Origin of the sequence: Streptomyces sp. SID3343, from assembly GCF_009865215.1 — a bacterium.
Lineage (GTDB): Bacteria > Actinomycetota > Actinomycetes > Streptomycetales > Streptomycetaceae > Embleya.
Window position 1 is genome coordinate 13,780 of record NZ_WWJX01000216.1, and the last position, 25,049, is coordinate 38,828.

At 68.9% G+C, this 25,049-nt stretch carries 21 protein-coding genes; 14 read left to right on the plus strand and 7 right to left on the minus strand.

Going from position 1 to position 25,049, the window contains the following annotated elements; translation table 11 throughout:
• Positions 1-161: 161 nt before the first annotated feature.
• The 4 genes from rplI to rpsF all read right to left on the minus strand — a co-directional run bounded on the left by rplI (position 162) and on the right by rpsF (position 1,902).
• Positions 162-608 carry a 50S ribosomal protein L9 gene (rplI, locus tag GT354_RS07565; RefSeq protein ID WP_161355477.1) on the minus strand — a complete coding sequence of 149 codons (447 nt, stop codon included), beginning with the start codon at positions 606-608 and terminating at the stop codon, positions 162-164.
• A 17-nt stretch (positions 609-625) separates the two neighbouring features.
• Complete coding sequence (gene rpsR / locus GT354_RS07570; protein ID WP_020557174.1) at positions 626-862, minus strand: 30S ribosomal protein S18; 237 nt, start codon at positions 860-862, stop codon at positions 626-628.
• 64 nt (positions 863-926) lie between these two features.
• Positions 927-1,535, minus strand: coding sequence for a single-stranded DNA-binding protein (locus GT354_RS07575; protein ID WP_161355478.1), 609 nt, complete (start codon positions 1,533-1,535; stop codon positions 927-929).
• A gap of 76 nt (positions 1,536-1,611) precedes the next feature.
• A complete protein-coding gene (gene rpsF / locus GT354_RS07580; protein WP_020557172.1) occupies positions 1,612-1,902 on the minus strand; it encodes a 30S ribosomal protein S6 in 291 nt (96 codons plus the stop codon).
• A gap of 244 nt (positions 1,903-2,146) precedes the next feature.
• Between rpsF and GT354_RS07585 the strand changes: the two genes are divergently transcribed.
• The 3 genes from GT354_RS07585 (at position 2,147) to GT354_RS07595 (ending at position 5,051) form a co-directional block, all read left to right on the plus strand.
• Positions 2,147-2,500, plus strand: a complete 354-nt coding sequence (locus tag GT354_RS07585; RefSeq protein ID WP_161355479.1) for a hypothetical protein — start codon at positions 2,147-2,149, stop codon at positions 2,498-2,500.
• Between the two features lie 248 nt (positions 2,501-2,748).
• On the plus strand, positions 2,749-3,867 hold the full coding sequence (locus GT354_RS07590; RefSeq protein ID WP_161355480.1) for a peptidoglycan bridge formation glycyltransferase FemA/FemB family protein: 1,119 nt from the start codon (positions 2,749-2,751) through the stop codon (positions 3,865-3,867).
• A gap of 152 nt (positions 3,868-4,019) precedes the next feature.
• Positions 4,020-5,051, plus strand: a complete 1,032-nt coding sequence (locus tag GT354_RS07595; RefSeq protein WP_161355481.1) for an alanine racemase — start codon at positions 4,020-4,022, stop codon at positions 5,049-5,051.
• Between the two features lie 21 nt (positions 5,052-5,072).
• On the opposite strand, the gene GT354_RS07600 is transcribed toward GT354_RS07595, so the two are convergent.
• Positions 5,073-6,494, minus strand: coding sequence for a glycosyltransferase 87 family protein (locus tag GT354_RS07600; RefSeq protein ID WP_237534476.1), 1,422 nt, complete (start codon positions 6,492-6,494; stop codon positions 5,073-5,075).
• Positions 6,495-6,594: 100 nt separating this feature from the next.
• Positions 6,595-8,994 (minus strand): transglycosylase domain-containing protein, encoded by a 2,400-nt coding sequence (locus tag GT354_RS07605; protein ID WP_161355482.1) that lies wholly within the window; start codon positions 8,992-8,994, stop codon positions 6,595-6,597.
• Between the two features lie 548 nt (positions 8,995-9,542).
• On the opposite strand from GT354_RS07605, the gene GT354_RS07610 reads away from it, so the two are divergent.
• The 5 genes from GT354_RS07610 to GT354_RS07630 all read left to right on the plus strand — a co-directional run bounded on the left by GT354_RS07610 (position 9,543) and on the right by GT354_RS07630 (position 14,318).
• Entirely contained in the window at positions 9,543-10,202 is a 660-nt protein-coding gene (locus GT354_RS07610; protein ID WP_161355483.1) for a PadR family transcriptional regulator, read from the plus strand.
• A 48-nt stretch (positions 10,203-10,250) separates the two neighbouring features.
• A complete protein-coding gene (locus GT354_RS07615; protein WP_161355484.1) occupies positions 10,251-11,330 on the plus strand; it encodes an inositol-3-phosphate synthase in 1,080 nt (359 codons plus the stop codon).
• A gap of 174 nt (positions 11,331-11,504) precedes the next feature.
• Positions 11,505-12,824 carry an MFS transporter gene (locus GT354_RS07620; protein WP_161355485.1) on the plus strand — a complete coding sequence of 440 codons (1,320 nt, stop codon included), beginning with the start codon at positions 11,505-11,507 and terminating at the stop codon, positions 12,822-12,824.
• Positions 12,825-12,958: 134 nt separating this feature from the next.
• Complete coding sequence (locus GT354_RS07625; RefSeq protein ID WP_161355486.1) at positions 12,959-13,459, plus strand: hypothetical protein; 501 nt, start codon at positions 12,959-12,961, stop codon at positions 13,457-13,459.
• Between the two features lie 145 nt (positions 13,460-13,604).
• Positions 13,605-14,318: a hypothetical protein gene (locus tag GT354_RS07630; protein ID WP_161355487.1), complete on the plus strand. Its 714-nt coding sequence runs from the start codon at positions 13,605-13,607 to the stop codon at positions 14,316-14,318.
• A 103-nt stretch (positions 14,319-14,421) separates the two neighbouring features.
• Here GT354_RS07630 and GT354_RS07635 read toward each other — a convergent pair whose 3' ends face one another.
• Positions 14,422-15,867, minus strand: coding sequence for a CCA tRNA nucleotidyltransferase (locus GT354_RS07635; RefSeq protein WP_161355495.1), 1,446 nt, complete (start codon positions 15,865-15,867; stop codon positions 14,422-14,424).
• A gap of 158 nt (positions 15,868-16,025) precedes the next feature.
• Between GT354_RS07635 and GT354_RS07640 the strand changes: the two genes are divergently transcribed.
• The 6 genes from GT354_RS07640 to GT354_RS07665 all read left to right on the plus strand — a co-directional run.
• A complete protein-coding gene (locus tag GT354_RS07640; RefSeq protein ID WP_161355488.1) occupies positions 16,026-16,487 on the plus strand; it encodes an NUDIX hydrolase in 462 nt (153 codons plus the stop codon).
• Between the two features lie 35 nt (positions 16,488-16,522).
• Positions 16,523-18,916 carry a DUF6049 family protein gene (locus GT354_RS07645; protein ID WP_161355489.1) on the plus strand — a complete coding sequence of 798 codons (2,394 nt, stop codon included), beginning with the start codon at positions 16,523-16,525 and terminating at the stop codon, positions 18,914-18,916.
• A 52-nt stretch (positions 18,917-18,968) separates the two neighbouring features.
• Complete coding sequence (murJ, locus tag GT354_RS07650) at positions 18,969-21,620, plus strand: murein biosynthesis integral membrane protein MurJ (RefSeq protein ID WP_161355490.1); 2,652 nt, start codon at positions 18,969-18,971, stop codon at positions 21,618-21,620.
• A 287-nt stretch (positions 21,621-21,907) separates the two neighbouring features.
• Positions 21,908-23,971, plus strand: coding sequence for a protein kinase family protein (locus tag GT354_RS07655; protein ID WP_161355491.1), 2,064 nt, complete (start codon positions 21,908-21,910; stop codon positions 23,969-23,971).
• A gap of 78 nt (positions 23,972-24,049) precedes the next feature.
• The gene (sigM, locus tag GT354_RS07660) at positions 24,050-24,748 is read left to right on the plus strand and encodes an RNA polymerase sigma factor SigM (RefSeq protein ID WP_161355492.1); all 699 of its coding nucleotides are present in this window, start codon (positions 24,050-24,052) and stop codon (positions 24,746-24,748) included.
• The coding region (locus GT354_RS07665) for a zf-HC2 domain-containing protein (RefSeq protein WP_202511609.1) at positions 24,745-25,049 on the plus strand (305 nt) is incomplete at its 3' end. The genes sigM and GT354_RS07665, both read left to right, overlap by 4 nt.

The window sequence follows — 25,049 nt, forward strand, 5'->3', positions numbered from 1 at the left end:
GGATACCGCGGGAATGAGCGCTGATACTCATACAAGTACTCAGAACCACCGGGACTGGGCATCACCCGAGGGCCGGGCCCGAGGATCGACCGAGGCAACGCCGAACGGCCCGACACCCCGCGAGGGGTGTCGGGCCGTTCGGGTGCTTCGGGTGCTTCGGGTCAGGCAGGCACGACGTCGAGGTCGAGCGCGGCCGAAACCTCCTGGTGGAGGCGAACCGTGATGCGGTGCGACCCGACGGTCTTGATCGGCGTACCGATCTCGACACGGCGCTTGTCGATGTCCGGACCGCCGGCGGCCTTGATGGCCGACACGACGTCCGCGACGGTGACGGAACCGAACAGGCGGCCCGTGTCGCCGGCGCGCGTCTGGAGCGTCACCTTGAGACCCGCGAGCTGACCCTTGACCTCTGCGGCCTGGTCGAGCGTGCGGATCTCGCGAACCTTGCGGGCGCGACGGATGGCCGCCACGTCCTTCTCTCCGCCGCGGCTCCAGCGAATCGCGTAGCCGCGCGGCACGAGGTAGTTACGGCCGTAGCCGTCCTTGACCTCGATGATGTCGCCGGGCTCACCGAGACCGGTCACCTCGTGGGTGAGGATGAGCTTCATGACAAGATCACCCTTTCTCAGCGAGCAGTGCTGGTGTACGGCAGCAGCGCCATCTCGCGGCTGTTCTTGACAGCCACGGCGACGTCACGCTGGTGCTGCGTGCAGTTTCCGGTCACGCGACGAGCGCGGATCTTCCCACGGTCGGAAATGAACTTCCGCAGCAGGTTGGTGTCCTTGTAGTCCACATAGGAGATCTTCTCCTTGCAGAACACGCAGACCTTCTTCTTAGGCTTGCGCGCAGGCGCCTTCGCCATTGTGCTCTCCAGATCGTTTCAGAAGTCTTCAGCTCGGATCGCGAACCGAACCCTCGGCCGTGGCCTAGAAGGGGGGTTCGTCCGAGTAGCCGCCCGGCGGGGGACCCCAGCCCCCCGCGCCGCCGCCGCCCTGCTGCTGGCCGCCCCCTGCGGGAGTGGCCCACGGGTCGTCGGCGGGAGCGCCACCGCCCTGCTGGGGACGGCCGCCGTAGCCACCGCCACCCTGCTGTCCGCCGCCTTGTTGGCCGCCGTAACCGCCGCCGCCCTGCTGCTGACCACCGCCGTAGCCACCCTGACCGCCGCCTCCGCGGCTCGCCTTGGTGACCTTCGCGGTGGCCCACTTCAGGGTCGGGCCGATCTCGTCGACCTCGAGCTCCACGACCGTGCGCTTCTCGCCCTCTTTGGTCTCGTAGGACCGCTGCTTCAGCCGGCCCTGGACGATGACGCCCGTGCCGCGCTGGAGGGATTCCGCGACGTTCTCGGCCAGCTGCTTCCAGGCCGAACAGCGAAGGAACAGCGCTTCGCCGTCCTTCCACTCGTTCGTCTGACGGTCGAACGTGCGCGGCGTGGAGGCCACGGTGAAGTTCGCGACAGCGGCACCGCTGGGCGTGAAGCGCAGTTCCGGGTCGGCAGTCAGGTTTCCGACAACAGTGATGATGGTCTCGCCTGCCATGCTGACCCCTTCGCTGATTTCAGCGCAGTGCTGCGTTTCGACGTGCGGTGCGGTTGGTGGTGCGCGCGAGCTCGGACTAGCGCTGGTCGGGGCGCAGGACCTTGGTCCGCAGCACCGACTCGTTGAGGTTCATCTGACGGTCGAGTTCCTTGACGGTCGCGGGCTCCGCGGCCAGGTCCACGACGGCGTAGATGCCTTCGGACTTCTTCTTGATCTCGTACGAGAGCCGGCGACGGCCCCACGTGTCGATCTTCTCGACCTTGCCACCGTCGTTGCGGATGACATTGAGGAACTGCTCGAGAAGCGGCGTGACCGCGCGCTCTTCGAGGTCCGCGTCGAGGATGACCATGAGTTCGTAGCTACGCATGAAGTACACCCACCTCCTGTGGACTGAATCGGCCACGGAATCTCCGTGGCAGGAGGGCTTGCGTATCACCGCCGCGCCAGGCGGCCCCGCGTTCGAGACGAACGTGGGGTGCCGAGAGCACAGCGGACGGTACAGCCTACCCGCCGCCACACACAGTCTCGAAATCCGAGCTTGAGGCCCACGCGGCGAGGGGATTGATATACGGACAAAAGGTTTGCCGCCAGTTACTCACCGGAGGTGCGTGATGGCACATACGATCCGCCGCACGGGAACCGCGACGGGACCCGTGGGAACGCCCGGCGCCACCGCCGTGGGCACCCATCGGCCGCGGCTCTCGCTGAACTCCGACGGGCGCGCGCATCCGCGCGAGAACACCCTCGTGGCCGTGACCGTGCTGTTCGCGCTCGTCGCCGGGATCTGCGTCTTCTTCCGCGACATGCACATCCTCGGCGCGTGGACCGCGCTCGGCGGTGTGGTGACGGGGCTGATCAGCCAGATGTTCTCGGCGACCACCGGCGAGCGCGCGGTGACCATCCTCGCGCTGGGCGTGTCCGCCGTCTCCCTGTTCATGAACATGTTCCACGGCGGACTGTACTGACGACCCCACGCCGCTTCACGCCGGCGCCCGCCCCGTCCGACGGGGCGGGCGCCGGCGCGTTTCGGGTCGGTTCGGATGGCTCCGCGGCCGGGCCCGTCGCCGACGACCGACCCGGTCGGGCGTCCGATCGGGGAGGTTTGATCCCCATCGTCCCCGTACAGTCCTGCGTGAGGCGCCCGGCCGCAGCCATAGCGGGCAAAGGCGCAGTAGCCTCTGTCACGGCCGAACCGATTTCGAGGAGCTCTTGTATGTCTTTGCGCCTGAGGACGCTCACCGCCGAGGAGCATCTCGCCTTCATCAAGAGCAGGCCCTCCGTGAGCTTTCTTCAGTGCCCCTCGTGGGGAACGGTGAAGAGCGAGTGGCGGTCCGAGAGCATCGGTTGGATCGACGAGTCGGGGGCCGTCGTGGGCGCCGCGCTCGTGCTGTACCGGCAGTTGCCGAAGATAAAGCGCTACCTGGCCTACATGCCCGAGGGTCCGGTCATCGACTGGTTCGACGACGACCTGGGCAAGTGGCTCGACCCGATGCTCGCGCACCTCAAGAGCCGCGGTTCGTTCTCGGTCAAGATGGGTCCGCCGGTGGTGATCGCCCGCTGGGAGGCGGACACGATCAAAAAGGCGATCGCGGCCAAGTCGGCGAACCGGCTGCGCGACCTGCCGCCCGACTGGACCGACGACTCCGGCGCGGACCTGGAGAAGCGGCTGCGCGGCCTGGGTTGGCAGCAGGACGCGTCGGGCGGTGCGGGCTTCGGCGACGTGCAGCCGCGCTACGTCTTCCAGGTGCCGCTGGTCCGGCGCAGCCTCGACGACGTGCATGCGGGGTTCAACCAGTTGTGGCGCCGCAACATCAAGAAGGCCGCGAAGGCCGGCGTCGACGTGGTCCAGGGCGGCTACGACGACCTGCCCGTGTTCCACGAGGTCTACAAGGTCACCGCCGTGCGCGATCACTTCACGCCGCGGCCGCTGGCCTACTTCCAGGGCATGTGGAAGGCGCTCAACGCCGAGGACCCCGAGCGCATGCGGCTCTACCTCGCCAAGCACGAGGGCGAGGTGCTCGCCTCCACCACGATGGTCACCGTCGGCGATCACGTCTGGTACTCGTACGGCGCTTCCGCGAACCACAAGCGCGAGGTCCGTCCCTCGAACGCGATCCAGTGGCGCATGCTGCGCGACGCGTACGCGCTCGGTGCCTCGCGCTACGACCTGCGCGGCATCAGCGACACCCTCGACGAGAACGACCACCTCTTCGGTCTCATCCAGTTCAAGCTCGGCACCGGTGGCGAGGCCGTCGAGTATCTCGGCGAGTGGGACTTCCCGCTCAACAAGATGCTGCACAAGGCTCTCGACATGTACATGTCCCGCCGCTGACGCCCCGCCGACGGCGCTCGCGTCGTCGGCGCTCGCGTCGTCGGCGCTCGATCGCCCACATCACGACCGCGGTGCCCCCACGCCGCGGGTTTCGCCTCCGCCCCGCGTTCTCCGAGGGACACGTCCCGCTCACGGAAGGCCCCGAAGCGCCCATGTCGCTCACGCTCTACGTCGACGCCGCCCGCTGGCGCAAGCACCAGGACGAGGTACGCGACACGTTCCCCGGTCTCGTGCCGGTGATGAAGGGCAACGGGTACGGATTCACCAACCCGAGACTGGCCGAGGAGGCCACTCGGATGGGCGTGGACACCGTGGCCGTGGGCACGACGTACGAGGCCGCCGTGGTCAAGGACCACTTCGACGGCAAGGTCATGGTGCTCACGCCCTACCTGCGGGGCGAGGAGGCGGTGCCGCTGCCGGATCGCACCATCCGCACGGTCTCCTCGGTCCAGGCCGCGAGCGACCTGATGGACTGCCGGGTCGTCGTCGCGTGCATGACCACCATGAAGCGCGACGGGGTCACCGAGGAGGAACTCGTCAAGCTTCGCACCGGGATGGACAACGTCCGCCTGGAGGGCTTCTCGCTGCACCTGCCGTTGGACCACCCGGACGGCTACGACCCGGTCGCCGAGGTCGAGGCGTGGGTCCAGCGGCTGCGCGCCGCGCGGTTGCCGGTGCGCTCGATGTACGTCAGCCACCTCACCGCGTCCGAACTGCACGTGCTGCGCGAGCGGCACCCCGACGTGGAGTTTCGGCCGCGGATCGGCACCGATCTGTGGCTGGGCGACCACGACGCGCTCACCAGCCGCGGCACCGTGCTCGACGTCGTGCGCATCGCGCGCGGCGAGCGGTTCGGCTACCGCCAGCGCAAGGCGCCGAGCGAGGGCCACCTGATCGTGGTCAGCGGCGGCACCGCGCAGGGCGTGGGCCTGGAGGCCCCCAAGACGGTGCGCGGCGTCATGCCCCGCGCCAAGGGCGTCGCCCGCGCGGGACTGGCGACCGTCAACCGCTCGCTGTCCCCGTTCACGTGGGCCGGCAAGCAGCGCTGGTTCGCCGAGCCGCCGCACATGCAGGTCAGCCTGCTGTTCCTGGCGAACGACGTGGCCCCGCCGAAGCCGGGCGACGAACTGGAGGCCGCGTTGCGGCACACCACCACGCACTTCGACCGGATCGCCATCCGCTGACGATCGGGCCCTACCGATCGATCATCGACCGGGCGCGAGGACGAACACGTCCGGCGCCCGGTCGAGCACGCCACCCGACGGGTCGTCACTGCCGTCCGCCCGAACCGGGTCGCGCTCGGGCATCAGGATGTCGCGCACCACCACGAAGCAGATGTACGCGGTGCCGAGCAGGTGCAGCAGGATCGTCACGTGGTACGCGTTCTGCGACAGGCCCTTGCCGGAGAACGAGGCGATGTACATCCACACGCCGAAGAAGTACGTCACCTCGCACGCCTGCCAGATCAGGAAGTCGCGCCAGCGCGGCCGGGCCAGCACCACGAGCGGGATCATCCACAGCACGTACTGCGGCGAGTAGACCTTGTTGGTGAGGATGAACGCCGCCACGACGAGGAACGCGAGTTGCGCGAATCGCGGCCTGCGCGGCGCGAACATCGCCAGGGCGGCGATCCCCAGACAGCACAACACCAGGCTGATGCCGACCAGTTCGTTCAGGTACTCCAACGGTTGACCGTCACCGCGTTGCTGCAGGATCAGCCAGATCGAGCCGTAGTCGGCCGGGCGTTCCTGGCTGAACGTGTAGAACAGCTTCCAGCCCTCGCGAATGTGCAGGCCACCGCCGCCGAAGTCGAGCGCGACGGGCAGGTTCACCACCAACCACGTGATCAGCGCGGCGGCCGCGGTCTTGGCGAACGCGGTCAGCCGCCCCGAGCGCAGACACAACAGGAACAGCGGCGCCAGCAACAGCGCCGGATACAACTTCGCCGCAGTGGCCAGCCCGATCAGCACACCGGCCGCGACCACGTTGCGCCGCGCCCACGTCCACATCCCCGCCGCGGTCAGCGCGACCGCGACCAGGTCCCAGTTGATGATCCCGTTGAGCGCCAACGCCGGTGCGCACGCCACCATCGCGGCGTCCCACGGCCGTCGCCCCGACGTCCCCTTGACCGCGAGCACGGTGACCACCGCGCACGCCATCATGATGAAGAAGTTGACCATGACGAACCACAGCTGTTCGTCCTGCATGTCGCCGTCGAAGATCTTCGCGAACCCCTGCGCGACGGTGGCCGCGAACGACATCACGCCGCCCGTGACCACCGGGTACTCCAGGAACTTCATGTCCTTGTCGCCGGTCTCGTCGAAGTACGGGATCTTCCCGTCCGCGAGACCGCGATTGATGTACAGGTGCGGCATGTCGCTGTAGCACGCGTGCGAGTACTGCGTACTGCCCGAGAACCAACCACCGTCGTAGCAGGGCTTCTTCTGCACCAGCCCGAGCGCGAAGCACACGACCGCGAGCAGGATCAGCACCCGCACGGGAGTCCACCAGCCGAGCCCGTCGAAGCGGATCCGGCGCCCGGCCGGCCCGCCGACGAGTTCACTGCCCGCCCGAATCACCGGGTCGTCGTGCGTGGGCAGGACGGGGTCGGTCGATGTCGGCGTCATGCCGGCCATCCTCTCGCGATCCACGAGGCTGCCCTCGCCGGTCGGATACAACGCGTGCCCCACCGCCGAAGCGATGGGGCACGCGTAAGGGTAGAGGGTGTCAACGGCCCCGTCCGCCGGAGATCAACCCGCCGGAACCACGACCGCCGCGGGTGGTGCCCGCTTCCGTCGTCGCCGGATGCGTCACGGGCGCGGTCGGTGAGGTCGGCGGCTTGGTGGTGACCGGCGGATCCGTCGTCGGCGGCGGCGGCGTGTTGCCGGTGCTGCCCGTTGTCGTCGTCGTCACCGGCGGCGGAGCCGGTGTGTTCGACACCGGCGGCGCCGTGGTCGCCGGCGCCGAGGTCGTCGCCTTGGTCGTCGAAGGCGGCGCGGTCGTCGGCGGCAGGTTCTTGTCGTCCTGCTTGTCGTACGTCTCACCGGGGGCGGAGAAGTCCTGGACGGGCATGCCCTCCAGGGCCTTCTTCATGTACGCCGTCCACACGAGCGTCGGCACGTCACCACCGTGCACCGAGTCGCGACCGCCCAGGCCCTTGAGCGACAGGCGCTTGTGGCTGGTCGGATCCTCACGGAACAGGGCCACCGAGGTCGCCAGATTGGGCGTGTAGCCCACGAACCACGCCGAGTTGTTCTCGTCGGTGGTACCGGTCTTGCCCGCCACCGGACGGTTCAACTCCTTCGCGCCCCGGCCCGTACCGTCCTTCGCCTCGACCACCTGCCTCATCACCTGGTTGACGGTGTCCGCGACGTTCTTGTCGAAGACCTGGGTGGTCTCGTGCTTGGGCAACGGGACCTTGCCGCCGTTGTGGGTGATGTCCTTCACGTAATACGGCTCGGCGTGCAAACCGCGGGCGGCGAACGTCGCGTAGGCCTCGGCCATGTCCAGCGCGCTGGGCGGCGCCACACCGAGCGCGATCGTCGGCGTGTCGTGCAAGTCGTCGAGGTCGGCGGGCAACCCGGCGTCGATCAGGGCCTTCTTGACCTTCTCCGGTCCGACGTTGGCGGCGAGTTGGACGAAGACCGTGTTGACCGACTTCTCCATCGCTCTGGTGATGGTGATCCGGCCGTACGGGGTATCGCCCTCGTTCCCCGGCTTGTAGTCCTTGCCGGTCTTCTCGTCCTTGAAGTTCTGTCCGTTCGGCAACTTGATCGCGATATCACTGTCACCGTTGTAGATGCTGTCCGGACCGATCGGCTTGCCGTCGAGCCCACCGTCGCGCAGTGCCGCCGCGAGGACGAACAGCTTGAACGTCGAGCCCGCCTGGATGTCGCGTCTGACCGCGTCGTTGTATTCCTGTTGGACGAAGTCCGGGCCGCCGTACAACGCGACCACCGCCCCGTCTCCGGGGACGACCGAGGCCAACCCGGTGCGCACGTATCGGTCCGCATCGTTCTTGTCCTGCTTGAGCTCCGAGGTCAGCTTGTCCTTGACCGCGTTGACCGCCGCGTCCTGCTTGGTCTTGTCGAACGTGGTGACGATCTTGAACCCACCGCGCGCGAGATCGGCCTCGGGGATGACGTTGTTGCGCTTGAGGTACTGGTCGGTCACCTTCATCAGGTAGCCGGCCTGCCCGGCCTTGCCCGCGGCGGGCTTTTGCTTGATCGGCATCGGGAACTGGAGGGTGTCGCGCTCGGCCTTGCTCAGCCAGCCCTCCTTGACCATGCCGTTGAGGGCGTACGACCAGCGACCCTTGACCTTCTCGGTCTGGCTGGGGAACTCGATCACGTCGTAGATGCTCGGCGCGTTCAACAGCGTCGCGAGATACGCGCCCTCGGCGACGTTGAGGTCACCGACGTTCTTGCCGTAGTACGCCTGCGCCGCGGCCTGGATCCCGTAGGCGCTGCGCCCGTAGAACGCGGTGTTGAGATAGCCGACGAGGATGTCGTCCTTGCGCATCTGCCGGTCGACCTTCAGCGCGATGAAGATCTCGCTGAACTTGCGCTTGAAGGACCGCTCCTGCGTCAGGTACGTGTTCTTGACGTACTGCTGGGTGATCGTCGAACCACCCTGCGTGTCACCGCCCTTGACCATCGTGACGCCGGCCCGCACCAGGCCCTTGGGCGAGACGCCCGAGTCGCTGTAGAACGACCGGTTCTCGGCGGCGATCACAGCCTGCTGCACAGGCTTGGGAATCTGGTCCAACGTCACGTTCTGCCGGTTGTACTCCCCGGTGCGACCGATCTCGGTCGTGCCGTCCGAGTAGTAGTAGATGTTCGACTGATACGTGGTGTTCGCGTTCGGGTCCGGTACGTCGACCAACGCGTAGGCCAGGGCCGCGAGGCCCAGGATCGACGCGAAGAAGAACAGGATCATCGCCAGGATCTGCTTGATGGACGGCAGCCAGCGGCGGACGCCGCGCTTGCCGAACCGCGGATAGTCGATGAACCGCTTCTTCTTGCCCGGGCGCTCCGGCCCGTCCGCGCCGCGGCCCCGGGAACGTCCACCGGAGGCGTTGCCGTTGGCGGCACGGCGGCCCCCGCGGGACGCGGCTCGGGACTCCACCCGGGAAAGCGGGCGCTCCTCGTCATCCCCTCCGGGCCCTGCGGGCAGGGGCGAGCCGCCGGGTGGCGTCCCGCCCCCGGCCCCGCCCGCGCCCCCGGAATGCGAGTCACCGCGCCCCTCGGGACGCGGTTGCGGTGATCTACGGCGATGTTCACTCATGCGTTCGCTACTCCTCGGCCGTACGACGCGGAGGTCGGACGCACGGGTCGTGGCTCTCCGTTCCCCAGGACGCATACGTATAGGGAGCGGTTCCGCAGGAAGCGGGGCTTGAGGCAGCACACGGCGGAACAGACTACGCGGATCCGCATTCGCGACCTCACTGTGACCTGCCTGTGACCCGAGTCACCGGGCAGCGCCTTGCATCGACACGGCAAGGAGACCTATCGTCTCGATGTATCGGTTCGATACATCGACCCGATACATACAAGCCAGGGACGCTGGAGCCCCGGCCGGACGCAAGGCCGTTCGCGACCGTATCCCACGGTTTCCGACCGGTCCACGACGGCCCGGTGCAGGCGATCGAGTCCGCGATCGGACGGAGGAGAGCGATGAGCAGGCGCGGTGGCGTCCTCGAATTCGCGATCCTCGGCCTGTTGCACGACTCCCCCATGCACGGCTACGAGTTGCGCAAGCGGCTCAACACCGTGCTCGGCTCGTTCCGTGCCATCGCCTACGGCACTCTCTACCCGTGCCTCAAATCCCTGCTGGAGCGGGGCTGGCTCGCGGAAGAGGTGCCCCCGGCACCGGCACTCGCCGGCAGCAAGCGATCACGCATCGTGTATCAGCTGACGGCACAGGGCAAGGAGCACTTCCAAGAACTGCTGTCCGAGTCCGGGCCCTCGGCCTGGGAGGACGAGAACTTCGGCGTGCACTTCGCCTTCTTCGGTCGAACCGACCACGAGGTGCGCATGCGTATCCTCGAAGGTCGGCGCAGCCGGCTCGAGGAACGCCTCGACCGGGTGCGCGGGTCGCTGACCCGGACACGGGAGAAGCTCGACGGTTACACCCTCGAGTTGCAGCGACACGGCTTGGAGTCGGTCGAGCGCGAGGTGCGCTGGCTGAACGAGCTCATCACCGCCGAACGGCACGCCGGAGCGAATCCGGAAGCCGTCGGCGCCGAAATCCCGGTCGATCCCGCCACGGGCGGCCTCGATTTTCGGACCCCCACCCAGGACGTGGCCTCGGACCCGTCCGCATCCAACAACTGAGGTCGTCGGTTCATGACGGCCTCGTCGAGATCACAGGGAGCAACCGGAATGGGTTCGGTTCGCGTAGCCATCGTCGGTGTGGGCAACTGCGCCGCTTCGCTGGTGCAGGGCGTCGAGTACTACAAGGACGCCGACCCGAACAGCCGCGTCCCCGGCCTGATGCACGTGCAGTTCGGCGAGTATCACGTTCGTGACGTCGAGTTCGTGGCTGCCTTCGATGTGGACGCCAAGAAGGTCGGTTTCGACCTCTCGGACGCCATCGGTGCCAGTGAGAACAACACGATCAAGATCTGCGACGTGCCGCCGTCGGGTGTCACGGTCCAGCGCGGTCACACCCTGGACGGTCTCGGCAAGTACTACCGCGAGACCATCGAGGAGTCGACCGAGTCCCCCGTCGACGTCGTGAAGGTCCTCAAGGACCAGGCCGTCGACGTCCTCGTCTGCTACCTCCCGGTGGGCTCCGAGGACGCGGCGAAGTTCTACGCCCAGTGCGCCATCGACGCCAAGGTCGCGTTCGTCAACGCTCTTCCGGTCTTCATCGCCGGTACCAAGGAGTGGGCGGACAAGTTCACCGAGGCGGGCGTGCCGATCGTCGGCGACGACATCAAGTCGCAGGTCGGCGCCACCATCACGCACCGCGTGATGGCGAAGCTCTTCGAAGACCGCGGTGTGCTCCTGGAGCGCACCATGCAGCTGAACGTCGGCGGCAACATGGACTTCAAGAACATGCTCGAGCGCGAGCGCCTGGAGTCGAAGAAGATCTCCAAGACGCAGTCCGTCACCTCGCAGGTCGACCGTGACCTCGGCGCGGACAACGTGCACATCGGTCCGTCGGACTTCGTCGCCTGGCTCGACGACCGCAAGTGGGCCTACGTGCGCCTGGAGGGTCGCGCCTTCGGTGACGTCCCGCTGAACCTGGAGTACAAGCTCGAGGTCTGGGACTCGCCGAACTCGGCCGGTGTCATCATCGACGCCGTGCGTGCCGCGAAGATCGCCAAGGACCGCGGCATCGGTGGCCCGATCCTGTCGGCGTCCTCGTACTTCATGAAGTCGCCGCCGGTGCAGTACTTCGACGACGAGGCGCGCAACTCGGTCGAGGCCTTCATCAAGGGCGAGATCGACAGCTGATCGACGCAACGTAGTCGTGGTCACGCGGGTCGGTGGCCAGGCTCGATCGAATGTCCGGCTCCCTTTCGGGGGCCGGACGTTCGGCGTTTCGGGGCTGTGCGTTTCGGGGCCGGGATCGGGCGTACGCGGGCTCGGTTTCCGGTGCCCGGCGCAGGGCCGGCTACGGTTGGCGGCGTGGCCCTCATCCGTGATCTGCGCTCGCTGCTCAAGCTGCGCGACTTCCGCCGGTTGTTCGCCACCCGACTGACCTCGCAGTTGTCCGACGGGGCCTTTCAGGTCGCCATCGCCGGGCAGGCGTTCTTCTCACCGGAGAAGCAGACCTCCGCGCCCTCGATCGCGGCCGCGTTCGCGGTACTCCTGTTGCCCTACTCGCTGGTCGGCCCGTTCACGGGTGTGCTGCTCGACCGTTGGCGGCGGCGCCAGGTGCTCGTGCGGTGCAATCTCCTGCGGGCCGTGCTCGTGGCGATCACCGCGGGGCTCGTACTGGTCGGGGTGCCCGACGCGGTGTTCTACGGCGCGGCGCTCGTGGTGCTGTCGGTGAACCGGTTCGTCCTCGCCGGGCTGTCCGCGTCGTTGCCGCGCGTGGTACCCGTGGACCGCCTGGTCACGGCGAACTCGGTGTCGCCCACCGCGGGCACCGTCGCGGCGGCCGTGGGCGGCGGGGCGGCGGTGCTCGTGCAGGCGCTCGTGGCCGAGGGCTCGGGCGCGACCGCGGCGGTGATCCTGGTGTCGGGGCTGTTGTACCTGTTCTCCGCGTCGGTCGCGGCGACCATGCCGGTGGACCTGCTCGGGCCCGATCCGGACCGGATCCTGCCCGGCGTGGGGGAGGCCCTGCGCTCGGTGGCCCGCGGGCTGCGCGAAGGAGCCGCGCACGTGTGGAAGCGGCGCGCGCCGGCGCACGCGTTGGCCGCGATCACCGCGATGCGGTTTTGCTACGGCGTGCTGACCGTCATGACGGTGTTGCTGTGCCGCAACACCTTCAACGATCCCTCGGACACCAGCGGCGGCCTGGCGAGCTTCGGGATCACGGTGAGCGTGTCCGCGCTCGGCTTCTTCGTCGCGGCGGTGGCCACTCCCGCGGTCACCGCGCGGATCGGCGTGGCGGCCTGGATCGGCACGTGCGCGTTCGCGGGCGCGGTGTGTCAGGCGGCGCTCGGGTTGCCGTTCGAGTTCGCCCCGATGGTGGTCGGCGCGTTCCTGCTCGGGGTGACGTCGCAGGGCGCCAAGATCGGGGTGGACACGGTCGTGCAGACCACGGTGGACGACGCGTATCGAGGGCGGGTCTTCTCCGTGTACGACGTCCTGTTCAACGTCGCGTTCGTGGGCGCGGCCGCCGTCGCGGCGCTCGGCCTGCCCGACGACGGGCGCTCGCCGGCGGTCCTGCTGGTGGTCGCGGCGGTGTACGCGCTCACCGGCGTCCTGTACACACTGGCGTCGCGTCGCCACCCTCCGGTGCCCATTTCCCCGGTGTCGACGGATGCCACACGGTCGTAAAGCCCTTTTCGCTGCGATATCCACTCCTTTCGCCGGCCCCTTCAGGCAATTAAATTACCTGCGGGTAGTGCAATGACAAGGCAGAGGTTCTAATCTGCACATCCAGCGATTTTCGGCACCTCTGGAGCCACTCCGTGTCCAACGACGCCGGTTCGGATGAAAACAATCCATCGCCGTACATACCGGCATGGTCCGAGAACACCCCGCCGCACGGGTATCCCGTACTGCCGGAATCGGCGCCGCCCCGAGCGCCCGTCGTACCCGCGCCGCGACGGATCGAGGGCCGCGCCGCGGCTCGCCGCGCGGCGGCGGCGGTCGAGCCCAAGCCGCGCGGGCGCGGTCTGTTGGTCGTGGTGCTCGCGGTACTGCTGCTCGGCGGCATCGCCGGTGGTGCGTGGTGGTACCTGCGCGAGGACGAAAGCCTGGCCGTCCACGAGGGCGACTGCCTGGGCAACAGCACCGACTTCGACCAGGACCCGGTCCCGTGCGAGGACGCCGACGCCCGGTTCGTCGTGCTCGAACTCGTCCGAGGGACGTCGTTCACCGGCGTGTGCGACTCCGTCCCGGGCAGCACGATCGCGCTGGCGTCGGATCCCGACGAGCGCGCCGTTTTGTGTCTGGCCGCCCGGAAGTAAGGCTTCCGAAAACGAAACGGATACTTTTGCCCGTTATTCCGCTCACATCCGGTCAGGATAAGGGGATTCCCCGCTGCGCAATGTCCGGCTCGGCCTTTAGTGTTCGGGACTGTCTCACCAATCCCCTGCAACGGAGATCGTCCCCATGTCCAGTCCCTTCCCGCCCGGTCCCAACGGCCCGCAGCAGCCCAACCAGGGCTGGAACCAGCAGCCTCAGGGTCAGCCGCAGCAGCCGCAGCAGCCGGGCTGGGGTCAGCAGCCGCCCCCGCAGGGTCAGCAGCCGGGCGGTTACCCACCCCCCGGCGGCGGCTTCCCGCCCCCTGCCGGTGGTGGCGGCTTCCCGCCGGCCGGTGGCCAACCGGGTTTCTACGGTGGCCCGCCGCCGCCCCCGCCGCGCAGCAACAAGGTCAAGAAGATCGTGCTGCCGATCGTCGGTGTCGTGGTCTTGGCCGGCATCGGCCTGGGCGTGAAGGCATTCACGTCCAAGGACGCGGTCGACAAGGCCAAGGTCGGCGACTGCGTCACCGCAGGCAGCGACAAGAAGACCGGCCCGAAGCTCACCAAATGCTCGGACTCCGACGCCGCGTTCAAGGTCGTCGCCAAGTTCACGGACAGCTCGGACCTGGAGAAGTGCAACACCCCCGACGTCATACGCAAGGGTTCCATCCTCGGTTTCTACCGCACGGGTTCGGACAAGGGTCTGCTGTGCGTCACGGTCACCGAGCACACGACCCCCGCCTCCTTCAAGGGGATCTCCGGCGCCAGCTCGTTCACCCCTGAGATGATCGCCATCTATCAAAAGGCTGTCGCCGACGGCGACGTCACCGAGGAAGAACTCAAGAAGCTGGCAGGCGAGTAGCAAGTAGTCGGGTGACCCACCACCCCTCGATCCAGGCACACGGACGAAAGCGTGAGGCCCGCCGGTAGTCCCACCCGGCGGGCCTCACGCTTGCCGCGTCCGCTCACGCCCCCGCGTTCGCCGCCCACCACTCGCGCAACGCCGCGACCGCCGCGTCGTGCTCCATCGGTCCGTGTTCGAGCCGTATCTCCAGCATGTGCCGATACGCCTTGCCCACCAGCGGGCCGGGCGGGACGTCGAGCAGTGTCATGATCTCGTTGCCGTCCAGATCGGGGCGGATCGAGTCCAACTCCTCCTGGCCCTGCAACTGGGCGATCCGCTCCTCCAGGCCGTCGTAGGCCCGAGCGAGCGTAGTCGCCTTGCGCTTGTTGCGCGTCGTGCAGTCGGAGCGGGTCAGCTTGTGCAGCCGATCAAGCAGCGGGCCCGCGTCGCGCACGTAGCGGCGCACCGCCGAGTCGGTCCACTCGCCCGTGCCGTAGCCGTGAAAGCGCAGGTGCAGCTCGACCAGGCGCGTGACGTCGTCGATGACGTCCTTGGGATACTTCAGTGCCTTGAGTCGCTTGCGCGTCATGTGCGCGCCGACCATCTCGTGGTGATGGAAAGAGACCCGCCCGTCGGCCTCGAAGCGCCGCGTCCGAGGCTTGCCGATGTCGTGCAGGAGCGCCGCCAGACGCAGCACCAGGTCGGGCTCGCCCGGTGCCTCCAGGGCCATCGCCTGTTCGAGCACGATCAGCGTGTGCTCGTACACGTCCTTGTGCCGGTGGTGCTCGTCCACCTCCAGGCGCAGCGTCGGCAGCTCGGGCAGCACCCGCTCGGCGAGGCCCGTCTCGACGAGCAGTTCCAGGCCCTTGCGCGGGTGGTCCGACCCGACGAGCTTGTTCAACTCGTCGCGCACCCGCTCAGCGGAGACGATCTCGATCCGCTCGGCCATGTCCTTCATCGCCGCGACGACCTCGGGCTCGACCTCGAAGTCGAGCTGCGCGGCGAACCGCGCCGCCCGCATCATCCGCAACGGGTCGTCGCCGAACGACGCCTGCGGCGTGCCCGGGGTACGCAGCACGTGCGCCGCGAGGTCCTCCAGGCCGCCGTGCGGGTCGACGAAGGTGATCCCGGGCAGCGCGACCGCCATCGCGTTGACGGTGAAGTCGCGACGGACCAGGTCGTCCTCGATCGAGTCGCCGTAGGAGACCTCCGGCTTGCGCGACGTGCGGTCGTAGGCCTCGGAGCGGTAGGTGGTGATCTCGATCTGGTAGTCGGGAGAGTCCGCGACCTGCTTGCGGCATCCGACCGTGCCGAACGCGATGCCCACGTCCCACACCGCGTCGGCCCACGGGCGCACGATCGCGAGGACCTGTTCCGGGCGGGCGTCGGTGGTGAAGTCGAGGTCGTTGCCGAGCCGCCCGAGCAGGGCGTCGCGCACCGAGCCGCCGACCAGCGCGAGGGCGTGACCGGCCGCCTCGAAGCGGCGGGCGAGGTCGTCGGCCACGGGCGCGACGCGCAGGAGTTCGTCGACGGCGCGGCGTTGTACGGCGCTGAGTTCGCCGAGGATCGGCGGATCGTCCGGGTGGGGTGTGTTCTTCGCGTTCGGCACGGGAGACAAGGTTACGGGTCGATGCCGTACGACTCGCGCGGATTATCTTTCCGCGGTCGGCGCGATGGAGTGATCATGGCGTTCTGGCGTGGCGCATGTCGCACTAAGCTTGGCGGATGCCTTCCGAGACCACGCCGCCGCGCCGTCGGTTGCAAGTGGCCGAGGAGACTTCGGCGGGTGGTCTGGTCGTCGATCGGCTCACGCTGCGCGCCGCGTTGATCGCCCGCCGGGATCGACGCGGACGGCTGCTGTGGTCGCTGCCCAAGGGGCACATCGAGGACGGCGAGGGCCCGGTCGAGGCGGCGCTGCGCGAGGTCGAGGAGGAGACCGGAATCGTGGGTCGGATCCTGGCTCCGCTGGGCGTGATCGACTACTGGTTCACCGCGCCGGATCGGCGTGTGCACAAAACCGTTCACCACTACCTCATGGAAGCGGCGGGCGGAGATCTGTCGGACGACGACATCGAGGTCGAAGCGGTGGCTTGGGTTCCGCTCGGGGCGCTTTCCGCGCGGCTCGCGTATCCCGACGAGCGGCGGTTGGTGACGCTCGCCCCGGAGTTGTGGGCGGACAGCGCGTGAGCGGTGGCCGGCCCGATGTCGGGCAAGGAGTCGTCGTGGTCCGCGGCCGTGCGCTTGTGGTGATCCTGCTCCTGACCGCGAGCCTGTTCGCGCTGTCGCCGTGGCTGCCCGCGCCGCCCGCGTCGGCCGCCGAGGGGTCGGACGTACAGGTGATCGTCGACGACGTGAGTCCCGCTGTCGCGAGGCCGGCCGGCCAGGACGTCAAGCTCACAGGTTCCGTCCTCAACAAGAGCGCCAAGGCGATCGACCAGGCCGACGTCTCGGTGCGGCTGCGCGATCAGCCGATGATCTTCCGCGACAGCCTGAGCAGCCAGGACGAGAACGCGTCGACCGGCCAGCCTCAGGGGACGGCCGTCACCGTGCGCAACCTGGCCCCGGGCGCGACCGCGCCGTGGTCCATAACGATCAAGGCCAAGCAGCCCGCCTTCAACCCCAACAAGGCCGGCGTGTACGCGCTCGCGGTCGAGGCCAGGAGCGGCACCAGGTCGCTCGGGGTGACCCGCACCTTCCTGCCCTGGGTACCCACCCTCGCCAAGGTCAAGGACGATCTTTCCCCGCTTCAGGTCGCCACGGTCCTGCCGCTGGTGGACCGCCCGCATCGCGACGGTACGACCATCGGCGACAACTCGCAGACCCCGGTGTTCCGAGACGACGATCTGGCCCGGTCGTTGGCTCCGGGCGGGCGACTGTACGACCTCGTGAACGCGACCGAGGGCTTCAAGGCCGACTGGGCGATCGACCCCGAACTGATCGACGCCGCCCGGGACATGGCCGGCGGTTACCGCGTCGCGCCGCCCGGCAGCCTCGATCCGGACGTGCCGAAGAAGAAGCGCGACACCAAGGACGCCAAGCCGGAGGACACCGCCAAGGCGACTCCCAACGAGATCGGGAACACGCTGCCCGGTGGCGGCGGCGCCACCGCCGCGGCCTGGCTGGACCGGCTCAAGACCCTGCTCGGCGCCCAGCCGGTGATCGGCCTGCCCTACGGCGACACCGACCTCGCACTCGTCGCGCACGGGCTCGCCGGCTCCGGAAAAATCGACCTCCGCCCCGAACTGACCGAGGCGCGCCGCGAGTCGGCCGAGGTACTGCAACAGACGCTGCCCAACAGCCCCGTGCGCACGGACGTCGCGTGGCCCGCGGACGGCGCCCTCGACGAGGCGATCATCGCGCTCACCCAGGGCATGGGCACGAACACCGTGCTCACCTCCGGCCGGAGCCTGCCGCCGACCCGGCAGTTGAACCACACGCCGACCGCCAAAGCGACCCTTCCCGGCACCGACGGGCAGGGCACCGCGCTCGTCACCGACCCGACCATCGACGCGCTGATCCGAACCGACACCAGGGCGCCGGGGCAAAAGGCGCTGCTGACCCAGCGGCTGACGGCCGAACTGCTGACGATCTCGCTGGACAACCAGCGGCCCAACCGCGGCCTGGTGATCGCGCCGCCGCGCACGACGGACGCGTCGCTCGTCGACATCCTCAAGAAGGTGCTGAAGGACTCGAACGACTGGACCAACAGCGCGTCGTTGGCCGAGGTCGCCGGCGCGCCCGCCACGCCCACCGCGCGCAAGCTCGCCGAGTATCCCCACGAGGTGCGCGCGAGCGAGCCGTCCGGGCGGTTTTTGACGGACACCCGCAACCTGTCCGAATCGACGCACACGTTCGCCGCGATCCTGACCATTCCCGAGCGAGTGACCGGCCCGTTCGATCCCGCCGTGCTGCGCCTGCTGTCCACGCAGTGGCGCGGCGACCCGCAGGCCGCCGAGCGCTATCGACTCGGCGTCACCCGCAGTCTGCGCGAACTCCAGTCCCTGGTGTACGTGGTCCGCAAGACCGGGGTCACCCTGTCCGGCGACGCGGGCAACATCCCGATCACCGTGGTCAACGGCCTCCAGCAACCGATCAACATCACGATCGAGTTGACCTCACACCAGCCCAACCGGCTCAAGCTGGGCCAACCGATGGTCACGACCGTGCCGGCCGGCCGCACCCAGATGTTCAAGACCTCCGCGGAATCGGCCGCGAACGGCAAGGTCCTGGTGGACATCAAGCTGCTTGCCCCGGACGGTCGTCAGTTCAAGGCACCCGAGTCGTTCTTCGTCAACACGACCACGATCGACGGCCTCACCCGGTGGATCATCGGCGTGCTCGCCTTCCTGCTCGCGGTGTTCTCGGTGCGCGCGTTCCTGCGCAGGCGCCGCGAGGCCGCTCTTGCCGCGGACGGGGACGGCGAGGACGGTGAGGTCCGCGACGACGCGCCGTGGACCCCCGACGCGGACGACTCCACCGCAGATCCGCTGAAACCGTCGTCCACCCGGTCTCCGGAGCCACCCATGCCGACCCGCGCCGGCGGGAACGGACCGCCGGATCCGGCCGACCCGCGAGGACACACGCCATCGGGATCCACGACCGACCGCCCCGAATGAGAAAGTGGGCACCGGACACTCAACCTGACCGAGAAGACGAGGGCCCGCCCGCATGAGCGACCGGAGCGACGAACGTCAGCCGTACACCGGCGGCTCCGCCGAGCCCGACGACGGCGCGCACGACGATCCCTATCGGGGTCGTCCGCCCGCCGATCCGTATCTGCAGCAGTACGTCGATCCCTACGGACAGCCTGCCGACCCGTACGCGCAGCAACCGCCCGATCCGTACGCGCAGCAGCCCGCGGATCCGTACGCGCAGCCGGGCGACGGCTACCAGGACCCGAACGCCCAGCCGAACTACGGCGGCGAGCCGAGTTACGGTGAGCCCGCCCACCAGGATCAGGGCTATCAGGGCCAGGGTTATCAAAGCCAGGGCGGCTACGGCGCGGGCCCCGGGCAGGCGTATCCCGACCAGTACGGCGCGGGTGCCTACGACCCGTACGCGCAGCACCACCAGCCCGAGCAACCGGCCCATCAGGACCGGCAGCCACCCGGGCAGGACAGCGGCGCGGCGTGGTTTCGAGACGAGCTGCCGGCCGCCCAGGAGCCCTATGTCGGCGTGAACGAGATCTTCACGCCGGAGGAGCCGGGCTACACCGATCCGCCGCAGAACTACGGGGGCGGGGGCGGCGGATACGACTCGGACAACCGATACCCCCCGGCGCAACCGCCGCCGCCGGCGCAGAACTACGCGCAACAACAACCGCAGTACGCGCCTCCGCCGCCCCAACAGCAGCAGGCCCCCCAACAGACCCCCCAGCAGGCCCAGGGCGGCTGGGGCGACTACGAGCGCCCCGGCGGCTGGTTGATGGACCAGACGCTGACGGGCATCAACCTCGGCCTCGCCGGCGACATCGCGGGCATGCCCTCCTACACCGAGGCCTATCAGCGCTACGAAACCCAGCACCGGGCCGAGGCGGCCGCCGCGTCGATGTCCGCGAGCTCGGTCCTCGACGCCCCGCCGGTTCCGCTGAACCCCTCCACCTCTCCCGTCTATCGGATGCCCGGCTCCGGCGCCGAAGAGCGCATGGCCGGCATCCCGGTGGGCGGCGAGGGCAAGAAGGGCAGCAAGCTCGGCGGGATAATGCGATCGTCCGCCGTCATGGCCGCGGGCACGATCGTGTCCCGCGTGACGGGCTTCGCCCGTAACCTCGTCGCCGCCGCGGCCCTGGGCACGGCGGTCCTGGCGAACACGTACAACGTCGCCAACACGATGCCCACGCTGCTGTACATCCTGGTCGGCGGCGGCGCGCTGAACGCGGTCTTCGTGCCGCAACTCGTGCGCGCGATGCGCCAGGACGACGACGGTGGCGAGGCGTACGCGAACCGCCTGCTCACCCTGGTGATGACCGCGCTCTTCGGGCTGGTGGTGCTGGCCTGGTTCGGTGCGCCACTGCTGATTCGGGCCTTCGCCAACTCGCTCGCCAAGTACCACCAGGACTACGAACTCGCGATCACCTTCGCGCGCTACTGCCTGCCCATCATCTTCTTCATGGGCCTGCACGTGCTGTTCGGCCAGATCCTCAACGCGCGAGAACGCTACGGCCCGATGATGTGGACCCCGGTCCTCAACAACATCGTCATCATCGCGACGTTCGGGCTCTACATCTGGGTCGCCGGAACCCAGGAGAACATCGGGCAGACCTCGGACACCATCACCCCCGACGAGGTCCGGCTGCTCGGACTCGGCACGCTGTTGGGCATGGTCGTGCAGTCGATGGCGATGGTCCCGTATCTCAAGGCGGCCCGGTTCCGCTTCCGACCACGCTTCGACTTCCGCGGCTCCGGGATGGGCAAGGCGCTGGGGCTCGCGAAGTGGACGTTCCTGTTCGTGCTCGCGAACCAGGCCGGCTACCTCGTGGTGACCCAGCTCGCGACCGCGATCGACACCAACGCGCGCAACGAGAACATCCACTTCGGCGTGGGCTTCACCGCGTACAGCAGCGCGTTGCTGATCTGGCAGCTCCCGCAGGCGGTGATCACCGTGTCGGTGATGACCGCGATGCTGCCGAGGATGAGCCGCGCGGCGGTCGACGGCGACATGGCGAGCGTGCGCGGCGACATCTCGTCCGGGCTGCGATTGTCGGCGGTCGCGATGATCCCGTGTGCGGCGATCTTCGTGGCCCTGGGTCGCGACATCGGCGGCTTCATCTTCGCGCCGACGGGTGTGCAGAGCGCGCACTGGATCGGCTACATGCTGATGGCACTCGGTCTGGGGTTGATCCCGTACTCGGCGCAATATGTGCTGTTGCGAGGCTTCTATGTGTACGAGGACACCCGAACACCCTTCCTCAACACGGTGTGGATCGCGGGCGCCCAAGCGGCTTTCGCGGGGCTGGCGTTCGTCGCGCTGCCGACGAAGTGGGCCGGTGTCGGCATCGCGGGCGGATACAGCCTGGCCTACCTCGTGGGCGTCGTGCTGGCCGCACAGCGACTCAAGAAACGACTCGGGGACCTCGACGGCCGTCGGGTCACCCGGACGTACACCCGCCTGTTGATCGCGGCGGCCTTCGGTGGCACGGCGGCGTTCCTGGTGGCCCGGCTGTGCACGGGTCACTTCGGGGTGGGCATGGGCGGATCCGCCATCGCGGTGGGCGCGGGGATGGTGACGATGTTCGTCGTGTTCTTCATCGCGGCCAACCGCATGCGGGTCGAGGAGATGAGCGCGATGACGGGCATGATCAAGGGCCGACTCGGCCGCTGACGCCGCGACGCGCTCCGGGAAAGCGGCATCCGGAGCGCGTTTCGCCGGTGAATTCGGCAAGCGGGACCCTGTGGGATGTACCACCATGGGCGATGACGTGTGTGCCGCACGACGGATCAGGGGTAAAGCTCCCGATACGCCGGGGTCGGTCCTCACCTTGATCACCGCGAGGGCGCAACCCTCGACGGGGTTGGGGAGTCTCACGTTGTGTACAGGCCGTCCCTGGCCGACGGTCCGCAACGGCTCACCTCTACGATGAGCTTGCCGACGAGGAGGATGAGGCCGAGGTGACGGACCGAACCGCAGGATCCGTCGACTTGGCGACCGACGACCCGGATCCCGTATCGGGCAAGGCATCTGACGCAGTGTCGGATAATTCGGACGGCTCGGACGCCAAGGTCTCCGCGAGTACCACCACGGTCCTGCCCATCGGCAGCGAGCCCGAACCTCCCGAGAGCGCGACTTCCGAAATCGTCTCCCTCGACGCGGAATCCGACGCCGAGCCAGACGGTGACGGCGACGCCCCCGAGGCCGACAACGCACCGGTGGAGAACGCCCCCACCGAGGCGAAGTCCGTTGCCGGCAAAGGCGATACGGATGAGCCCGGCACCTCGAAGGCTGCCGCGGCGTCGTCGGACGCCGCACCGTCGGGCGCTCCGAAGGCCGACGCCCCGAAGAGCCCGGTCGACGAATCCGGCGAGGGCGACGCCGCCAAGCCCGAGATCCGACCGGCCGCGCCCGAAGCGGAACCGGAACCCACGCCTTTGCGGGTGAGCCGAGGCACCCGCCTGGCCGCCCGCTACCGCCTCGAACACCGCCTGTCGCAGAACGGCCGCAGCGAAACCTGGCGCGCCGTCGACGAGAAGCTCCGGCGCGCCGTGGGCGTGCACATCGTCCCCGCGGGCGGCGAGCACGGCCGAGCGGTCATCGCCGCGGCACGCGCCGCCGCGCTGATGGGCGACCCACGCTTCGTCCAGGTCCTGGACTGCGCCGAGCAGGACGGCCTGATCTACGTGGTGAAGGAGTGGCTGCCCGACGCCGACAACCTCACCAAGGTCTTCGAGAGCGCGCCGCTGCCCCGGCACGAGGTGTACGAACTCGCCGGTGCCGTCGCCCAGGCGATGTCGGTCGCGCACCGGGCCGGGCTGTCGCACCTGCGGCTGACACCCGAGAACGTGCTGCGCATGCACACCGGCCAGTACAAGATCGTCGGTCTGGCGGTCGAGGCCGCCCTCTACGGACACGACACGACCGACGCGGCCCGCGACGACGTGCAGGCGGTCGGCGCGCTGATGTACGCGGCGCTGACCCGGCGTTGGCCCACCGGCGCCGAATACGGCCTCCAGGCCGCGCCGTTCACGAGCGGCAGGCTGTGCGCGCCCGGCCAGATCCGGGCCGGCGTCGACGACGCGCTCGCCGCGCTGACGATGCGCGCGTTGGGCCACGAGGCCAAGCACGAACCGGCGTTCGGAACACCCGGTGAACTGTCGGCGGCCATCTCCGCGATGCCGGAGATCCTGCCGCCCGAACCCGACGAGATCGTCGGTGGCCCGGCGCCGGACTATCCCTCCTACACGCCCACGCCGACCCGGCCGATCTACTCGACCGGTGGCCACTCCGGCGGTACGCGCCCGCCGACCCGTCCGACGATCACGCCGCCGCCCCCGCTCGGCGGCCGGTTCGGCGCGACGGTCAAGGCCGTGGTCGCGGTGATCGTGGTCTTGGCGATCGTGCTGGTGACGTGGCAGATCGCGAGCCACGCGAGTGACCAGGGCGAGGAGAAGAAGGGTCCGCTGGAGTCGCAGTCGCATCCGACGTCGGGGCCGGCTGCCTCGGTCGCGCCGCCCGCACCGTTGCCGATCCGCGCCAAGGGAGCGAAGGAGATCGGCATCGGTCGCGAGCCGGTGAAGCCCGAGAAGGCGGGCGACACGATCGACGGCGATCCCGAGACGGTGTGGTCCACCGGAATGTTTCTGGACGGCCCGCCGATCGACTACGCGGGGCGCAAGGGCTACGGGATCGCGTACGACCTCGGCACCGAACAGGACGTGAAGACCGCGACGGTGGTCCTCGGCCACGATGGCAAGCGCACCACGATCGCACTCAAGGCCGCCCCACCGGGCACGACGTCGATGCCGAACAGCGAGAGCGCCTTCACCGTCGACATGGCCAAGGCGTCGACGGACGGCGCGACGCTCACGATCACTGCCGACAAGCCGGCCAAGGCCCGTTTCGTGCTCTTGGTGATGACCGAGAATCCGAAGGTGTCGCGGGGCAACTACAAGGGGTACGAGGTCCACACCTCGGGCTACCAGAACGCCTGGCGCGAGGTCGGTTTCGCCTCCGGATGATCGAGGCGAACCCCTCTCCACCCGGCACCGCCGCCATGCCAGGATGACCCGGAGCCCAACGGGAGGGGGAGCGTGGCGGTGAGCTCGGAGCAGGTCGGATCGGCCTATGCCGACGTGACCGACGCGGACCTGCTCGCCCGGCACGCCGGGGGCGACCCGAACGCGTTCGGCGAAGTCGTCCGCCGACACCGCGACCGGCTGTGGGCGGTGGCCCTGCGCACCCTGGGCGACCGCGAGGAAGCCGCTGACGCCCTCCAGGACGCCCTCGTATCCGCCTATCGAGCGGCAGGACGCTTCGAGGGCCGTTCGGCCGTCACGACGTGGCTGCACCGGATCGTGGTCAACGCGTGCCTGGACCGGGCCCGGCGCAAGGCCGCCCGGCCGGCCGTACCACTGCCCGAGGACCTCGACCAACGGCTGCCCGCGCCCGCCCAGGACGATCCCGCGATCCGCGGCGAGACCCGGGCGACCGTGCTGGCCGCGCTCGCGACGCTGTCGGCGGAGCAACGGGCCGCGCTCGTCCTGGTCGACATGGAGGGCTATCCCGTCGACGAGGCCGCGCGGATCCTGCAGGTCGCGTCCGGCACGATCAAGAGTCGATGCGCGCGCGGCCGGGCCAAGCTGCTGCCGCTCGTGCGCCATCTGCGCGAAGCGGGCGGACCCCGCGGGAACCCGCCGCCCGGACCATCCGTCCCATCGACGGACGAGCGCCCGATCGACGAGGGCCCGGCCCCCGAAGCCGGTGGCACGAACGTGGAGGGAGGTGGCACCCGATGAGCGAACACGGCGAACACATCGACGTCGACATACTGTCCGACCTCGTCGAGGGGCTGCTGCCCACCGAGCGCGAAGCCGACCTCACCCCACACCTCGCCGGGTGCGCCGAGTGCCGGGACACCCGGGACGCGCTCGCGGAGATCCGCGAACTGCTCGGCGCGCAGCCCGTCGAGCCGATGCCCGCCGACGTGGTCGCCCGAATCGACAGCGCCCTCGCCCTGGCCGCGCTCCCACCGCCCAGGCCCGCCGAGGCCCCGAGGCCGGCCGTGCCCGCCGCCCGCGACCCACGGCCCGCCCCGGT

Coding starts and splice junctions, on each gene's coding strand:
- rplI (WP_161355477.1), bottom strand. CDS start 608: ATGAAGCTCATCCTCACCCACGAGGTGACCGGTCTCGGTGAGCCCGGC.
- rpsR (WP_020557174.1), bottom strand. CDS start 862: ATGGCGAAGGCGCCTGCGCGCAAGCCTAAGAAGAAGGTCTGCGTGTTC.
- GT354_RS07575 (WP_161355478.1), bottom strand. CDS start 1,535: ATGGCAGGCGAGACCATCATCACTGTTGTCGGAAACCTGACTGCCGAC.
- rpsF (WP_020557172.1), bottom strand. CDS start 1,902: ATGCGTAGCTACGAACTCATGGTCATCCTCGACGCGGACCTCGAAGAG.
- GT354_RS07585 (WP_161355479.1), top strand. CDS start 2,147: ATGGCACATACGATCCGCCGCACGGGAACCGCGACGGGACCCGTGGGA.
- GT354_RS07590 (WP_161355480.1), top strand. CDS start 2,749: ATGTCTTTGCGCCTGAGGACGCTCACCGCCGAGGAGCATCTCGCCTTC.
- GT354_RS07595 (WP_161355481.1), top strand. CDS start 4,020: ATGTCGCTCACGCTCTACGTCGACGCCGCCCGCTGGCGCAAGCACCAG.
- GT354_RS07600 (WP_237534476.1), bottom strand. CDS start 6,494: ATGACGCCGACATCGACCGACCCCGTCCTGCCCACGCACGACGACCCG.
- GT354_RS07610 (WP_161355483.1), top strand. CDS start 9,543: ATGAGCAGGCGCGGTGGCGTCCTCGAATTCGCGATCCTCGGCCTGTTG.
- GT354_RS07615 (WP_161355484.1), top strand. CDS start 10,251: ATGGGTTCGGTTCGCGTAGCCATCGTCGGTGTGGGCAACTGCGCCGCT.
- GT354_RS07630 (WP_161355487.1), top strand. CDS start 13,605: ATGTCCAGTCCCTTCCCGCCCGGTCCCAACGGCCCGCAGCAGCCCAAC.
- GT354_RS07640 (WP_161355488.1), top strand. CDS start 16,026: ATGCCTTCCGAGACCACGCCGCCGCGCCGTCGGTTGCAAGTGGCCGAG.
- murJ (WP_161355490.1), top strand. CDS start 18,969: ATGAGCGACCGGAGCGACGAACGTCAGCCGTACACCGGCGGCTCCGCC.